The organism is Cupriavidus pampae, from assembly GCF_914271485.1.
Classification (GTDB): domain Bacteria; phylum Pseudomonadota; class Gammaproteobacteria; order Burkholderiales; family Burkholderiaceae; genus Cupriavidus; species Cupriavidus pampae.
On sequence record NZ_CAJZAG010000002.1, the window covers coordinates 358237 to 374300 of the forward strand.

13 protein-coding genes are annotated in these 16064 nt (G+C 64.5%); 2 read left to right on the forward strand and 11 right to left on the reverse strand.

What is annotated here, in order from left to right; translation table 11 throughout:
* Nucleotides 1-13: 13 nt before the first annotated feature.
* Nucleotides 14-1306: a CaiB/BaiF CoA transferase family protein gene (locus LDO41_RS05910; protein ID WP_223983153.1), complete on the forward strand. Its 1293-nt coding sequence runs from the start codon at nucleotides 14-16 to the stop codon at nucleotides 1304-1306.
* A 3-nt stretch (nucleotides 1307-1309) separates the two neighbouring features.
* Here LDO41_RS05910 and LDO41_RS05915 read toward each other — a convergent pair whose 3' ends face one another.
* On the reverse strand, nucleotides 1310-2404 hold the full coding sequence (locus tag LDO41_RS05915) for an alkene reductase (RefSeq protein WP_223983155.1): 1095 nt from the start codon (nucleotides 2402-2404) through the stop codon (nucleotides 1310-1312).
* A 149-nt stretch (nucleotides 2405-2553) separates the two neighbouring features.
* Complete coding sequence (locus tag LDO41_RS05920) at nucleotides 2554-3102, reverse strand: acyloxyacyl hydrolase (protein ID WP_223983156.1); 549 nt, start codon at nucleotides 3100-3102, stop codon at nucleotides 2554-2556.
* Between the two features lie 309 nt (nucleotides 3103-3411).
* Here LDO41_RS05920 and LDO41_RS05925 point away from each other — a divergent pair, with 309 nt between their 5' ends.
* Nucleotides 3412-3729, forward strand: a complete 318-nt coding sequence (locus tag LDO41_RS05925) for a hypothetical protein (protein ID WP_223983158.1) — start codon at nucleotides 3412-3414, stop codon at nucleotides 3727-3729.
* On the opposite strand, the gene LDO41_RS05930 is transcribed toward LDO41_RS05925, so the two are convergent.
* From LDO41_RS05930 to LDO41_RS05970, 9 genes are all read right to left on the reverse strand, one after another.
* Nucleotides 3687-4661, reverse strand: coding sequence for a LysR family transcriptional regulator (locus LDO41_RS05930; protein ID WP_223983161.1), 975 nt, complete (start codon nucleotides 4659-4661; stop codon nucleotides 3687-3689). The two genes, LDO41_RS05925 and LDO41_RS05930, sit on opposite strands and share 43 nt — an antisense overlap.
* An 83-nt stretch (nucleotides 4662-4744) precedes the next feature.
* Nucleotides 4745-6280, reverse strand: a complete 1536-nt coding sequence (locus tag LDO41_RS05935; protein ID WP_377741322.1) for an efflux transporter outer membrane subunit — start codon at nucleotides 6278-6280, stop codon at nucleotides 4745-4747.
* Nucleotides 6277-9417 carry an efflux RND transporter permease subunit gene (locus LDO41_RS05940; protein WP_223983164.1) on the reverse strand — a complete coding sequence of 1047 codons (3141 nt, stop codon included), beginning with the start codon at nucleotides 9415-9417 and terminating at the stop codon, nucleotides 6277-6279. Before LDO41_RS05940 ends, LDO41_RS05935 begins: the two co-directional genes overlap by 4 nt.
* A gap of 10 nt (nucleotides 9418-9427) precedes the next feature.
* Nucleotides 9428-10723, reverse strand: coding sequence for an efflux RND transporter periplasmic adaptor subunit (locus LDO41_RS05945; RefSeq protein ID WP_223983167.1), 1296 nt, complete (start codon nucleotides 10721-10723; stop codon nucleotides 9428-9430).
* Nucleotides 10724-10782: 59 nt separating this feature from the next.
* On the reverse strand, nucleotides 10783-11646 hold the full coding sequence (locus LDO41_RS05950) for an alpha/beta hydrolase (protein WP_223983170.1): 864 nt from the start codon (nucleotides 11644-11646) through the stop codon (nucleotides 10783-10785).
* Between the two features lie 318 nt (nucleotides 11647-11964).
* The gene (locus tag LDO41_RS05955) at nucleotides 11965-12759 is read right to left on the reverse strand and encodes a FadR/GntR family transcriptional regulator (RefSeq protein WP_223983173.1); all 795 of its coding nucleotides are present in this window, start codon (nucleotides 12757-12759) and stop codon (nucleotides 11965-11967) included.
* A 57-nt stretch (nucleotides 12760-12816) separates the two neighbouring features.
* Entirely contained in the window at nucleotides 12817-13794 is a 978-nt protein-coding gene (locus tag LDO41_RS05960; RefSeq protein WP_223983176.1) for a Bug family tripartite tricarboxylate transporter substrate binding protein, read from the reverse strand.
* A gap of 50 nt (nucleotides 13795-13844) precedes the next feature.
* Nucleotides 13845-14996 carry a mandelate racemase/muconate lactonizing enzyme family protein gene (locus tag LDO41_RS05965; RefSeq protein WP_223983179.1) on the reverse strand — a complete coding sequence of 384 codons (1152 nt, stop codon included), beginning with the start codon at nucleotides 14994-14996 and terminating at the stop codon, nucleotides 13845-13847.
* Nucleotides 14997-15051: 55 nt separating this feature from the next.
* Entirely contained in the window at nucleotides 15052-16059 is a 1008-nt protein-coding gene (locus LDO41_RS05970; protein WP_223983180.1) for an NAD(P)-dependent oxidoreductase, read from the reverse strand.
* Nucleotides 16060-16064: the final 5 nt, after the last annotated feature.

Sequence of the window (16064 nt, forward strand, 5' to 3'; positions counted from 1 at the left end):
AGACCACCACACCATGACAGCTGATCTCAAGATCTCCCACGGCCTGCCGGCACCATCCCGGCAGACTGGCGCGCTGAGTCACGTGCGCGTGCTTGACCTCTCGCGCGTGCTGGCCGGCCCATGGTGTACGCAGAACCTTGCGGACATGGGCGCCGACGTGATCAAGATCGAGAAACCCGGCGAAGGTGACGATACGCGGCGTTGGGGCCCACCGTATCTATCCGGCGACGATGGCCCGACCTCGCAGGCCAGTTACTTTGCGGCGTGCAACCGCAACAAGCGTTCGGTCACGGTCGATATGGCCACGACCGAGGGCCAGCAGTTGATTCGCGATCTGGCATGCCAGAGCGATGTGGTGATCGAGAACTTCAAGACTGGCGGGCTGACGCGCTATGGGCTTGACTACGACACGCTTGCCGCGCTCAACCCGCGTCTGATCTATTGCTCGATCACGGGCTTTGGGCAAACGGGTCCGTATGCGGCGCGTCCCGGCTATGACCTGCTGATGCAGGCCATGAGCGGCCTGATGAGCGTGACCGGCCAGGCCGATGGCGAACCCGGTGCTGGGCCGATGCGCGTCGGCGTTGCCGTGATCGATGTGTTCACGGGCATGTATGCGACCACCGCGATTCTTGGTGCGCTCGAGGCGCGACACCATACGGGACGCGGGCAATATCTCGATATCGCGCTACTCGACGTGGCGATGGCCGTGCTTGCCAATCAGGGTGCGGGGCATCTGAACTCCGGCGCGGTGCCCAAGCGCCAGGGCAATGCGCATCCGAGCGTGGTGCCGTATCAGGACTTTCCGACGCGGGACGGGCGGATGCTGCTGGCGATTGGCAACGACGGTCAGTTTGCGCGCTTCTGCGAGGTGGCGGATGTGGACTGGGCGCGAGACGAGCGTTATCGGACCAACACCGCGCGCGTGACCCATCGGGACACGCTGATACCGATGATGAGCGAGATCACGCGCGCGCGCTCCACTGCCACATGGATCGAAGTGCTGGAGGCAAGCGGCGTGCCCTGCGGGCCAATCAACGATATCGGGCAGGCGTTTGCGGATGAGCAGGTGCGGCATCGGGGTCTGCGGGTGGAGCAACACCGCTATCGCAATGGCGAACGTCCGGCGCACGACCCGGTGGACCGCATTGCCACTGCGGCCAGTCCGTTACGCTTCTCGGACACGCCGACGCAGCTACGCCATGCGCCGCCCGCGCTGGGGCAGCACACGGACGAAGTCCTGCGCGAATGCCTCGATCTCAGCGCCGCGGAGATCGAGGCATTACGGGCACGCAGGGTGTTATAGCGACTACGCGTCCAGCGAATCGTAGTCCGTGTACCCTTCCGCGCCGCCACCGTAGAACTTGGTCGGATCCGCGTCCGACAGCGGTGCGTTGCGGCGCAGGCGTTCGACCAGGTCGGGGTTGCTGATAAACGGCCGCCCGAACGCGACCATGTCCGCGTGGCCGGACTCCACCGCCTCGATGGCCATCTCGCGGCTGTAGCTATTGTTGGCAATGTACTTGCCGCCAAACGACGCATGCAGCGCCTTGAAGTCGAACGCGCTGGCCGCGTTGTCGCCGCGCGTCTGGCCCTCGATGCAATGCAGGTACGCCATGCCGAGCTTGCCCAGCCGTTCGGCGTAGTAGCCGTACAGCGCCTGCGGATCGCTATCGAGCGGGGTATCGCCTACCGCGCGCGTAATTGGCGACAGGCGCACACCGACGCGGTCGCCGCCCCAGATTTCAGCCACCGCGGTGATCGCCTCGATCGGAAAGCGCGTACGGTTCTCGATCGAGCCACCGTACTGGTCGGTGCGCTTGTTGGTGCTGTCGCGCAAGAACTGCTCGAGCAGATAGCAGTTGGCGGAGTGCACCTCCACACCATCGAAACCGGCCTCCTGCGCGCAACGCGCGGCGTTCCGATAGTCGTCGACGAGTTTCGGAATCTCGTCGGTTTCCAGCGCGCGCGGCATCGATGGTCGATCCTGCGTACTGGTTTCGAGGAACACGAGCTCTCCGGCTTGAATCGCCGACGGCGCCACGGGCGGTTGCCCATTTTCCTGTAACGACGAGTGCGACATACGACCGACGTGCCATAGCTGGCAGACGATCTTGCCACCCGCTTCGTGCACCGCATCGGTGACACGACGCCATGCGGCGACGTGCGCCTCGTTGTAGATCCCCGGCGTGAACGCATATCCACGCCCCTGGCGCGAAATATTGGTCGCCTCGGTCACGATCAATCCGGCCGACGCGCGTTGTCGGTAGTACTCGACGGCAAGGTGCGAATGCACGCCATTCTTGTCCGCGCGCGAGCGCGTAAGCGGCGCCATGGCGATGCGATTCGCTACCTCGATCGTGCCGATCGTCGTGGGGGAAAACAGGGCTGGTTCAGTTGGCATGGGAGAGCTCCTGGTGTCGGTTCAGATAAGCGCTAATACGCTAACAGAGCTCGCCAAACTAGGTCTGTTAAGAGTTGCGATTCGCAAGCATGCTGTGCCGCAAACCAGTGGCCTATTAAGGCACACAGGAATTCACAACGATTTACGGTTCAGAACCGGTAATTGAAAAAACCGGTAATGAAATCGGTGCCGGGGTTCGGCTTCTTGATCATCGCGTTGGACAGATGCTGGAAGCGGAATCCCAGCTCGGCCGCATTGCGCGGGCCGAAAGCGACGCCAAAGCCCACGGTTTCCGTAAAGCGGAACGCGGTGCTGTAGTTGTGCTGCGGCGAAGTACTCGAATGACTGAGGATGCGAACACCGATCGAAGCCTCAACGAACGGCTCCCACGATCCCCCGCGCTTCTGTAGTCGGAATAGCGGCGAGAAGCCGCCCTCCACCACGTTCTGGCGTGGCGTGCCATAGCGCGTCTGCCATTGCGCGAGGTCGAACTCCCAGTAGAGCGTCGTCTGCCAGCCCTGCGGGTTGCCCCAGTTGAAACCGGAGTCGAACTGAAAGCCGATCTCGTACTTGTTGATGTCGTGCGAGTAGTCGCGGCCAAATGCGACATGCACGGCCGGCGTCGGAATCTCGGCATGGCCGATGGAGGCGAGGCTCGCGGTCAGCACCACAAGGGCGATGGAGACAGCGCGCGTCATGACTACCCTCCGATTATCTCTGCCGATGCAGATTCTGCTGGAACACATTCATGCTACTGACGCATGGATACGCCCGCCGTACGCAAGATGGATGGTTCTTGCACGACACATCCACAACCATGTCTCAAACATGTTTCAGCCTCCGGCCGCTAGGCGGGAACGCGCTGGTAATAGTTACGAGCTCGCACCCGGCCCTTACATGGCGTGCGGGAAGAATCGACACGAGGCAACCATCGGGAGAAGGAGTCGTCCGGGCACACGGTTTGCAGTAACGGGACGAGAGACGCGCAATCAGCGAGGAGAACCGATATGAACCAACAAGAGAGAAATCACCGCGCAACGGTGCGCATCATTGCGATGGCAGCGGCGATGTTGCTATGCCCGTTGGCGTTTGGCGCGGCGGATAGTCAGCGCGCGACGACGCCGGACAGCACTGGCCCCGGCTTGTCGCAAGGGTCAGGCGGCGCCGGTGCGCATCCGATCGACAGTAATCATCCGGGCACCAACGCCGGTAGTTCGGGCAGCGGCAAGTCTGGCGCCAAGCACGGCAACACCAAACAAGGCGGCAGCAAGTCGAAGAAGACTCAGCCCGACAGCGCCGCCAGCGCGCCCGCCGCCAAGCCGTAGGCCGCGGGGCCACGTCGCGCGCCCTCTGGGTGAAACAGCGGCGAGGTCTCAAACAGGTCGAGAACCCACTCGACAAAAACCCGCACCTTCGGCGCCAGATGGCGGCTCTGCGGGTAGATCGCGGAGATTGGCAGCGTACGAGGACGCCATTGCGGCAGGATCTCGACCAGCGCACCCGATCGCAGATACTCGCCGACCATAAAGCGCGGCGGCTGCAGGAGCCCCGTGCCCGTCAGTCCGCACTCGACATACGCATCGGCATCGTTGAAACCGAGCTTGCCGGGCACCTGTACCTCGACCATGCGGCCGTCCACGGTAAAGCTCAGGGGAATCGCGCGATTGGTCTTGCTCGAGATGTAGTGGATCGCCATATGCCGCTCGAGGTCTTCGATCGTGCGCGGCATGCCGTGACGCTGCAGGTAGAGCGGGCTGGCCACCGTGATCGTCTGCATGTCCGCAAGGCGGCGAGCGATCAGCGTCGAATCCTGCAATTCACCGACGCGAATCGCGCAGTCCACACCGTCCTGGATCAGATCGACCAGCTTGTCGCCATAGCCGACGATCAGCTCGACATCGGGATAGGCCTCATGAAAACGGTACAACTGTGGCGTCACCAGCCATTTGCCAATGGTGGCCGGCATATCGACCCGTAGCTTGCCGCGCGGTCCCCTGCCCGCCCCGGCCATTGCGGCCTCGGTCTCCGAGATCTCGGCAAGGATGCGCACGCAATGCTCGTAGTAGGCCGCGCCCTCAGGGGTGAGCTTGAGCTTGCGCGTGGTCCGCTGCAACAGCGGCGTGCGCAAATGGGCCTCCAGACTCTTGACGATCGTCGTGACCGACGTGCGTGAGAGATCGAGAGAATCGGAGGCACGCGAGAAACTGTTGGCTTCCACCACGCGCGCAAACACTTCCATCGCCTGCAACCGATCCATCTTCCCTCACCCTCGCGCTTGCTGTCGTCATTGCATTTTAGATGACGATCGTTTTCCACATGCGCGACTTTATCACCTTCCCATTATTCCCGTGCGGCAGTGGCAACGGCAGCAGGCGCGGCGGCAACTGGTGCGTCCGAGGGCACCGTCCAGCCGCCCCCGAGCGAGCGGAACAGCGATACCGCGGCGCGACTCGTATTGGTGCGCGCCTCGTCTTCGCCGTCACGCGCCACCAGCAGTTGCCGGTCCGCATCGAGCACATCGGTCAGTGTGATCGCCCCGAGCCGGTATGCCTGCTCCGACAGTTCGCGCGCCCGCTGCAACGCCGCCACCTCGGCCTGCAGCTCCTGACGCCGCACCTCCGTTTGCGCCATCGCGGTCATGGCGTTCTCCACGTCCTCGGCCGCGCGCAGGATCGACTGCCGGTAGCCCGCCAGCGCTTCCGCGTAACCGCCCCGCGCCTGCTTGACCTCGGCGTCGATCTTGCCGAAGTCGAACAGACGCCAACGCAGGCCCGCCGTACCAACCGGCTGGAACGACCGCGCCGAGAACAGCCCATTGGTCGTGATGCTGTCGAAACCGAGCGCGCCGGCCAGCGACAGCTTGGGGTAGTAGTCGGCCAAGGCCGCGCCGATACGTTCGTTGGACGCCGCGAGGCGCCGCTCGGCGGCCAGCACATCGGGCCGTCGCCGCAACATCTCGAGTGGCTCGCTGGCGCCAGCCACGCCGGGCGGTTTGGGGATGCGCACAGTGTCCTGCGGGGGCGTGGCCAGTTCCGCCGCGTAAGTGCCTGGCTGCACGCCCATCAGCACGTCGAGCCGGTTCAGCTGCGCCTCGAGTGCAATGCGCAGTAGCGGCACCGTCGCCCTCGCCTGCCGCAGCAGCGCATCGGCCTGCGACACCTGACGATCGTCGGCCGCGCCATAGCGGCGACGTTCGCGTACGAGGTCGAGCAGACGTTCGTCCGTGGTGATCTGGTCCAGCGCCACCGCGAGCCGCGACTGATAACCGCGGATCTGCAGGTAGGCATCGGCGGCATCGGCAGCCACGGTTACCCGGGTGCCGACGTGATCGGCCGACGCGGCCTGCGCCTCCGCCCGTGCCGCAGCCGCACCGCGCCGTAACCCACCGGCGAGGTCGATTTCCCAGCTAGCCACCGCGCCCGCGGTGTACTCGCGCAGATTGCGGTCATAGCCGGGGAATGTGCGCGCGATCGTGCCCAGCGGACTTTGCTGGCTTTGGCGCTGCGCGGTGGCCGTGGCCGACAGGTCGAACGTCGGCAACAACTCCGCGCCCGCGGCCTGCGCCACCGCGCGGGCCTGCTCCACCCGTGCCAATGCCGCGGCAAGATCGAGGTTCTGCGCGAGCGCGCGCTCGATCACGGTGACGAGCATCGGATCGTCGAAGCCGGTCCACCACGCATCGAGATCCACCACGCGCTGGCCGGTGCTGCTGTCGGCCGAGGCCGAGGCCGCGGTGTTATGGAATAGCGCCAGCGCCGTTTGCGGCTTCACGTAGTCGGGGCCGACCGCGCAGCCGACAAGCGCCAGGCTGGCGATTGCCACACTGGACATCGATAGCCCGCGCGCCCATGGCTTGAGTTTCAGATACGGCTTCACGCGTGCCTCCGACGACCGAACTTGCGAATGAAGATATAGAAGGCCGGCGTGAACATCAGACCGAAGCAGGTCACGCCGAGCATGCCGAAGAACACCGCGGTGCCGAGCGACTGACGCATTTCCGCGCCCGCGCCCGAGGCGATCGTGAGCGGCGCCACACCGAGAATAAACGCGAGCGACGTCATCAGAATTGGGCGCAGCCGCGTGCGGGCCGCGTGCACGGCCGCTTCGACTGGCGAGGCTTCGCCCTCATCCTCGCGTTGCCGCGCAAACTCCACGATCAGAATCGCGTTTTTCGCCGCCAAGCCGATCAGCACGACAAAGCCGATCTGCGCGAGGATATCGATTGGCATCCCCCGCAGGTGCAGCCCCGTGACCGAGGCCAGAATGCACATCGGCACGATCAGGATAATCGCCAGCGGCAGCCGCCAGCTTTCATACTGCGCCACGAGCACCAGGAAACAGAACAGCGCGGCCGCCGCGAACACCAGCGTAGTCGGGGTGCCGTGTTGCTGCTGCTGGAACGCGAGCTCGGTCCATTCGAAGCCGATACCGCGTGGCAACACTTCGCGTGCCAGTTGCTCCATGCGCAGCAGCGCGGTGCCCGAGGCCACACCGGGTGCCGCCGCGCCCTGCACTTCCGCTGCCGGATACAGGTTATAGCGCGGCACGCGATACGGGATCGTGTTGGTCTCGACAGTCGCCACCGCGCCAATCGGCACCATATCGCCGAACACGTTACGTGCCTTCAGCCGCGTAATGTCCTCCGCAGTCCGCCGGAACTGACCGTCCGCCTGTGCGATCACCTGATAGGTGCGGCCCAGATAGTTGAAGTCGTTCACATACTGCGAGCCAAGGTAGACCTGCAGCGTCGAGAACACGTCGGTGGGCTTGAGGCCGACCTTCTCCGCCTTGACGCGATCCACGTCCGCGAAGAACGACGGCGAGCCCGCGTTGAACAGCGTGAACGCGCCCGCGAACGACGGATCCTTGTTCGCGGCGGCCACCAGCGCCTTGGCCGCATCCACGAGCGCCTGGGAACCGAGCCCCGCGCGATCCTCGAGCATCAGCTTGAAGCCGCCGGCACTGCCAAGACCCTGAACCGGCGGAGGCGGAATCGTCAGCACGTACGCATCCTTGATCACCGACAAGCGCTTGCGCAGATCGGCCAGCACCGTGTTGGCATCGACACCCGGGATGTGATGGTTGTACAGCGACGGCAGACCCGTGAACACGGTGCCCGCGTTGGAGGCCACCGTGCTCGTGGTCGCATCGAGCCCGACAAACGGTGCCGCGTGTTCGATGCCCGGTGTGGACAGCGCGATATCGATGACCTGACGCACCACCTTCTCGGTACGTTCGAGCGATGCGCCCGGCGGCAACTGCACGATCGTGATCAGATAACCCTGATCCTGCTCCGGGATAAAGCCGGTCGGCGTGCGCGAGAACTGCACGCCGGTCAGCACGATCAGCCCCACGTACACGGCCAGCACCAGACCCAGCACGCGCGCAAGACGGCGCGTGACATTGCCATAGCCGAACGAGATGCGATCGAAGAACGTGTTGAAACGTCCGAAGCCCGCATCGAGCCAGCGACGAGCAATATTCTTATGCGCCGGATCGTGCGGCACGTGATGCTTGAACAGCACCGCGCACAGCGCCGGGCTCAGCGTCAACGACACCACGCACGAGATCACCGTGGCAGCCGCGATGGTCACCGCGAACTGGCGGAAGAACAGACCCGTGATACCGCTCAGGAATGCCGCCGGCACAAACACCGCGCACAGCGTGAGTGCAATCGCGATCAGCGCACCGCCCACCTCGTCCATGGTCCGGTGTGCGGCCTCGAATGGCGACATGCCGGCCTGGATATTACGTTCGACGTTCTCCACCACAACGATCGCATCGTCCACCACGATCCCGACCGCTAGCACTAGTCCAAACAGCGACAGGTTGTTCAGCGAGATCCCGGAGGCGTACAGCACGATAAACGAGCCGAACAGCGAGATCGGGATCGCCACCACGGGGATGATCGTCGCGCGCCAGTTCTGCAGGAACAGGAACACCACGGCCACCACCAGCACGATGGCTTCGAAGATCGTCACGATCACCTCGTCGACCGACTTGCCGATAAAGATGGTCGGATCGTAGATGATCTTGTACTCGACGCCCTTGGGGAAGTCCTTCTCCAGATCCTTCATCGCCGCGAGTACCTTGTGCTCGACGTCGAGCGAGTTGGCACCCGGCTGCGCGTAGATCAGCATGGCGGTGGCGTCGTCGCGGTCCATAAACGACGTGGAACCGTAGTCGGCCGCACCCACTTCCACACGACCGATGTCGCGCACACGCGTGACGCGGCCCTGCGCATCGGCCTTGAGCACGATGTCCTCGAACTCCTTCGGCGTGGCCAGGCGGCCGCGCGCTTCCACGTTGATCTGATAGGCCTCCGCGGAAGGTGTTGGCGGCTGGTTCAGCACGCCGGCCGACACCTGCAGGTTCTGCGCGCGCAACGTGGACAGGATTTCGCTGGCGTTGAGGTTGTTGGCCGCGGCCTTGTCCGGATCGATCCAGATACGCATCGCGTACTCGCGCCCGCCCTGGAACTGCACGTCGCCAACGCCCTCGATCCGCGCCAGCACGTCGCGGATATGCAGCGTCGCGTAGTTGGACAGATACAGCGTGTCGCGCGAATGGTCACCCGAGAACACGTGCACGGCCAGCAGGATGCTAGGCGTGGCCTTGCGTACCTGCACGCCCAGCCGCTGCACATCGTCGGGCAGCCGTTGCAGCGCGTTCTGCACGCGGTTCTGCGTCAGGTTCTGCGCGACGTTGAGGTCGGTGCCGATGCGGAACGTGACGGTGATGGTGAGCCTGCCGTCGCCGGTGGACTGGCTGCTCAGGTAGAGCATGTCCTCGACACCGTTGATCTGCTGCTCTAGCGGCGTGGCGACCGTGCGCGCGATGGTTTCAGCCGACGCCCCCGGATAGGAGGTGGTGACCTGCACCGTCGGCGGCACGATCTCTGGGTACTGCGCCACCGGCAGCGCGAACATCGCGCCAAGGCCGATCAGCGTCAGGAAGCAGCTGACCACCGTGGCAAAGCGCGGCCGGTCGATAAAGAAGTGGGCGATTCTCATGGTCGGTCACTCACCCGTTCGCTTTGCGCTTGGCGTCGGCATCGTCGCCTTGCGCGTTGGGGGCAATCTCACCGGCCTTGACGTTGACCTTGGAGCCCGGCGCCGCATACGGAATGCCGCCGATGATCACGCGATCGTTGGCCGCGAGGCCGCCGCGGATCACGCGCAGGCCGTCGCGCACATCGCCCACCTGTACGATCTTCGGTGCCACGGTACCGTCGGGCGTGACCGTCAGCACGATGAACTGTGACTGGTCAGGCAGTACCGCGCGGTCCGGTACAAGCATGGTCGGGGCCGGTTGGTCGAGCGCCAGACGCACGCGGGCGAATTCGCCCGGGGTGATGCGGTAATCCGGGTTGGCGACCGTGGCGCGTGCGCGGATGGTGCCGCTGGAGCGGTCGAGCACGTTATTGATAAAGTCGAGCACGCCCTTGCGCGAGTAGCTGCGTTCGGTGCCGAGCGCGATCTCCACGGTGTTTGCGAGCGCGGCGCTTTTGGTACCGGACTTGCTGCCGGAGGTGCCACGATAGGTCGACAGCAACTGATAGTCGGCCTCACTGATATCGAAGTCGAAGTACACCGGATCAAGCGAGACCAGCGTGGCCAGCAGCGTGGTGGGGCTGCTGGCGGCGCGGCTGCCGGAGACCAGATTGCCGATGGACACCAGATGCGTGCCGATGCGGCCCGTGAATGGCGCCACGATGCGGCAACGGTCGACGTCGAACTGCGCATCATCGACGGCCGAGCGGGCTTCCGCCACGGCTGCCTGCGCAACCTGCCGATCCGAGCTGCGCTGTTCGAGGTTCTGCACCGAACCCGCGCTGGTGCGCTCCAGCGCCTGCGCGCGCTGGAACTCGCTTTCCGCGAGGACTTGTCGCGCCTTGGCGGTTTCGAGCTGGGCCTTGGCCTGCGACAGGCGAATGTCATACGGGCGCGATTCGATCGTGAACAGCAGCGCGCCCTTCTGGACCACGTCGCCATCCTTGAAATGAATCCCGACCAGCGGGCCGCCAACCTGCGCGCGCAACTCCACGCTGTTGACCGCCGAGAACTGGCCAAGCGCGCCCAGGCGCGCTTCGAGGTCGCGAATCAGCGGCGTGGCCACTGTCACTTCGGGCAGTGCGGTGCCCTGCTGCGCGGCGGGTACGGCTTTACCGCGCTGCTGGAAGGCCCATCCCACGGCCACGAGTGCGACCAGAATGCCAACCACGATGGCGGTCCGTCGCAGCGTGCGTTGCCTGCCGGTTTCCGAATCCGCGCCCTTCGACAAGGGCCGGGCGCCTGTCTGCTGTATTTCCGTTTCCACTGGCTTCTTCCTCTGGTTATTGTTGATGACTGATTTGCTGGTGTCTGGGGGGAGCGACGCTAATCGCGCGGCGCGGGGGAAAGGGATACGGCAGCGGTCTGCTTCTTCGGTCTGGCGCGCGGCGATAGCTGCTGCGCGAAGAACGCGGACACTTCAGCCAGCGCCCGCGCGTTGGTCGCGAGCGAGCCGTGCGAGACGTCGGGAATGCGCAGCATGTGCGTGGGCACCCCGGCCGCGATCAGCGCGCCGGCATAGGCTTCGGCTTCCAGATGCAGCAGATCGAGGGCCGCGCTGATGATCAGCGTGGGCGGCAAGCCTGCGAGGCGGCGCGATTCGAGCGGCGCGGCGTAGGGGTGCATGAGTTGGCGAAAACCGGGCAGATAGGCGCGATAGCCGTGGGCGCAGGCGGTGACGGTCATTTCGCCGACCGGGCACTCGACGAGGTGCGAGACGCGCGTCAGGCTGGGGTCGAGCAGCGGGGCCAGCAAGGCCTGCGCGCGCAGCGGGATTTCCTTGCGGTCGCGCGCCATGGCGCCGAGGCCAGCGGCAAGATTGCCGCCGGCGTCATGGCCTGCTACGCCAATGCAATCGGCATCGGCGTGCAGCCGGCGCGCATGCGAGCGCGCCCAGCGGCAGGCGAGGTAGCCGTCTTCGAGTGGTGCGGGGAATGGGTAGGCGGGCGGCAGCGAATAGCCGACTGAGATGACCACAGCCGGCGTGGCCGCGGCAATCGCACGCGCGGCGCCGTCGCCCCAGGCGAGGTCACCATGCAGGAAGCCACCACCGTGCAGATAGACAACGATCGGGCGCGTAGTGCCATCCGCCCGTGGCGCATACACGCGCAGCGGAATCCGCTGCGCGTGCCCTTCTATGGTGACTTCCTCGACTTCAACCGGAACGATGTCCGCGGTGTGCCCGGGCATGACGCTGTTCCCCTGACGCGATCTCGCAATGCGTGGATTCTGGGGAATTGGCTACCGCAGGTAAACACTGATAATCCAAATGTGAATTTGGTCTGACGGAACAATCGAGGGATGCCCTCACCCCCGGCCCCTCTCCCCAGGGGAGAGGGGAGCAAACAAAGAGTTATTTTGCTTTCACCCTCTCCCCCAACCCCTCTCCCTGAGGGAGAGGGGAGCCAACTTCGGCATAGCTGGAGCAAATCGCCGGCTCAGATCGCCACCGGTTTGCTCCCCTCTCCCTCGGGGAGAGGGGCCGGGGGTGAGGGCCGACGGCGCTGGTCAGCTCGCAGGCGCAAGCTTTTGTAGCGCTGTCTCAACACGTCCGATATGTTCTCCCATGACCCGCTGCGCACCCGCCTCGTCACACCGCCGCAGGCAGTCCACCAACTCTCGGTGCTGCCGGTTGGACGCCTTGCTGCGCGTCTTGTCGGCAAAAAACGTCGCGCGGCGATGCGCGGACATCAGGTAGAACGGGTGGACCATCTGCGTCAGCACCGTGTTATGCGCGGCGTTGAAAATGGCCATATGGAATTCGTAGTCCAGGTCCGCGGTGCTCTCCTCCGCGCCGGCGCCCTTCCCGCCAATAGCTGTCTCGAAGCGTTCGACAATCGCCTCCAGCGCGGCCAGGTCCTCGTCCGTGCGTCGTTGGCACGCCAACTGCACCGCCTGCAGCTCGACGATACGCCGTACCTCAAGCGCCTCCCGCAACTTGTCCGTCGTCAGATTGATGCCAAGCTCGGAAAACAGACTCAACGTCTCCAGACTCACGCGCTCGGGCGTTGCGGTCAGAAACACACCCGAGTTCGGCCGCCGCGTCAGATAGCGCAGATTCTCCAACACGGACAACGCCTCGCGCACCACCCCGCGCCCGACGCCAAATCGCTCGGACAGCTCGCGCTCGGACGGCAGCCGCTCGCCGGGGTCGTAGTTGCGCTTCTGAATAAACGACAGGATGTCCGCGAGCGTGCGGGTGGTGAGCTCCTGCTTCTCGCTGGGTTGTTCTTCTGTGGCTGGACTGACTTTGGGCATGTGGAAACCATGGAAAAAGCGCCCGCTCCACCGGATGTCTTGCATCGATGCGGAGTCGGGCGCCCGGATTGCCCTCCGGGTCTCACGTGCTAACGCCTGCCGCTATTGCGACTGCTTCGTGAAAATCTTCGGGGCAACGGTATTGAACGTATTTTGAATCGCCACCACCTGCTTTTGCAACTCGTCGCCGCGCACATCCGACACTTTCATGCCGTAATCGCGCGCAAAGGTCTGGTAACCCTCGCTGGCAATCGCCTTGGCGAACAGCTCCTGCAACTGCTGCGCGCGCTCGGCCGACAGGCCCTTCGGCCCCACCAGATAGGACATCTGCTGCAGGTCGCCAAACGGGAACACATCGATCTTCTTCTCGGCGAAGGTCGGCACCTTCGGCATGATCGACACGCGCTCGTTCGAGAATACGCCTACCGGCCGGATCAGCCCACCATTGATCTGGCTCAGCGTCTCCGACGGCTTCAGCACGGCACCATCGATCTGATGGCCAGCGAGATCGGTCAGCACCTTGGCGCCACCGGTGTATGGCACGTTGATGTAGCTCACCTCGTTGGCACGCGCCAGCATGGCCGCAAACGTGTGGTTGACGTTGTTGTTGCCCGCCGTGCCGATCGACACCCCGCCGGGCTTCTTCTTCATCAGCGCGACAAACTCCTCGATGGTATTGACCGGGCTGGACTTCGACACCACCAGGATCATCTGCTCGATGGTGGTCTGGTTCAGCGCCTTGAACTGATCCACCCGCAGCTTGGTCATGTCCTGCGCCACCGCGCCCATCAGCGACGAAGTGGCCAGACCGACCGTATAACCGTCCGGCGCCGCGTTGGCCACCTTGGTCAGCCCGATCGTGCTCGAGGCACCCGGTACGTTCTCCACCACCACGGTCACCCCCGACTTGCCGAGGATATCCGCCAGCTTGCGCGCGGTCAGATCGACGGAACCCCCTGCATTCCACGGCACGATCAGCGTGATGGGCTTCGACGGGAACGCATCGGCGGCGTGGGCGCTCGCCCCAACCAGTGCACTCATGGCCAGCGCGGCCGTGGCGGCAATTCGAAACAGCTTCATGACTACGGTCTCCTCCAATATTTTTATGAAATGCGGTGATGCGATAAGGCTCAGAACTTCACGACATAGCCCGGGCCATCAATAAACGGAAACTCCTTGAAGATCGCTTCATCGATCTCGAGACCGAGGCCCGGCTTGTCGAGCGGACGCACAAACCCGTTGCCGTCGGCATGGAAAGCCGGACCGAACATGTCGCGGAACGGATTGAAATGCGACACGCACGCTTCGAAGTAGCCGGGGTTGTCCACGGCGGCAAGCATATGCACGCAGGCCGAGTGGTTGAGACCGGTCGCCGAGCTGTGCGGATGCACCTTGAAGCCCCACGCCGAGACCAATGCGCCAATGCGCATGCCTTCGGTAATGCCACCGGTTTTCGACAGATCCGGCTGGAACACCTGCACCGCGCGCTCTTCCAGCAACCGCGCGAAGTCATAGCGCGTGTAGTGGTTCTCTCCCGCCGCGATGGGCACGCGCGTGCTGAGCGCCGCGGCCGCGCGATAGCCGCCAAAGTTGTCGCATGCGAACGGTTCCTCGAGCCAGCCGATGCCGGCCTCTTCGAGCACCGGCATCAGGCGCCGCACCTCGTCGATCGTGTACGCGGCGTTGACGTCGGTCAGGATGTCGATGCCATCACCGAGCACCTTGCGCACATGCCGCACGCGCGCGGCATCGTCGGCCACGTTGTCGCCAAGCCGCAGCTTGAGCGCCTGATAGCCTGCGCCGACGTACTGTTGCGCTTCTTCCGCCAGCGATTGCGGCGCCTGGAAGCCCAGCGCAATACCGCCCGCATAGGCCTTGATCGACTTGCTGCTGCCGCCCAGCAGCTTATATAGCGGCTGATTGCACAGCTTGCCGCGCACATCCCACAGCGCCATATCGATGCCCGACAGCGCGAGCGCCGCACCCGCACCCATACCGTGGCTGGCGAGCTGCATCTTGTGGATGCGGCTCCAGACGCCGTTGGTATCGAACGCATCCATGCCGACCGCGAGCGGCGCCATCGTATTGGCGATCAGGCTGGTCACCGCGCCCGGGCTGCGGCCCGGATGCGCCTCACCGTAGCCAACCACGCCGCATTCGGTCTCCACGCGCACGATGATCGCGTCACGCTTGATGGTGCTGCCAATACCAAGCTTGACCGTCTTGCCTTCGGGCAGGCGGAACGAGAGCGGGATGGCCTGGATGGACTTGATTCTGGACATGCTGGTTTGTCTCCTGAATGACTGGAATGACTCGCTTGGTGCTGCGATGTCTGGGTTATTGCGATGTAGTCTGTGGCGTGATTCCCAGCGCGGCCCACCGTGCGCGAATGGCAGGCTCGGCGTCGCGGTTGACCCAGTGCGGCGGCAGGCGGCCGGCCAATACGTCGATCACCTGCGCGGCCGCGCCCATGCTCATGGCATGCAGGCTTTGCGTGGAGATGCCGGCCATATGCGGCGTGAGTCGTGCGGTCGGGCAATCGAACAACGGGTCGCCGGCAGGCAGCGGCTGGGTTTCGAACACGTCCAGCGCGGCGCCGGCAATCTGCGACGATTGCAACGCCTGATGCAACGCGGTGCGCTCGACCACCGCGCCACGTGCCACGTTGATCAGAAACGCGCTCGGCTTCATGCGCGCGAACTCTGCGGCGCCGATCATGCCCTTGGTCGCGGGCGTTAGTGGGCAAGTCAGCACGAGGTAGTCGGCGGCGGCCAGGGCGTCGTGCAAGGGCACGTATTCGGCATGGGTCTCCCGCGTGCCGGTGCGCGTCGGGTGCACGCCAAGCACGCGCATGCCAAAGCCTGCCGCGCACATCGCCGCAACGCGACGGCCGATCTCGCCCATACCGACGATCGCGACGGTCTTGCCGCCGAGCTGCTGACCGTGATCGGCAATCAAGCGGCTTTCGTTCCACGACGCCGTACGCATCAGACGATCCATATCCGCGAATCGCCGCGATAGCGCAAGCATCTGGCCCAACACGTATTCGGCCACGGCCACCGCATTGACGGCAGGTACGTTAGCCACAAGCACGCCGCGGGCGGAGGCCGCTTCCACGGGAATCATGTCGAGGCCGACGCCGTGGCGGATCACCGCGCGCAATGCTGGCGCGCGCTCGAACAATTCTTCGGGAATGCGGTTGCGCACGACCACCACGTCAGCGTCGGCCAGGTCGTCGGCATACCCCGCGCCCTCGCGCCACGGACGGATGGAAAAGGTTGCGGCCTGGGCCAACTGGGTGTGCGCTTCGGGATGAATGCGGTCGGTCGCGATGACTGTCGCCATTGTCG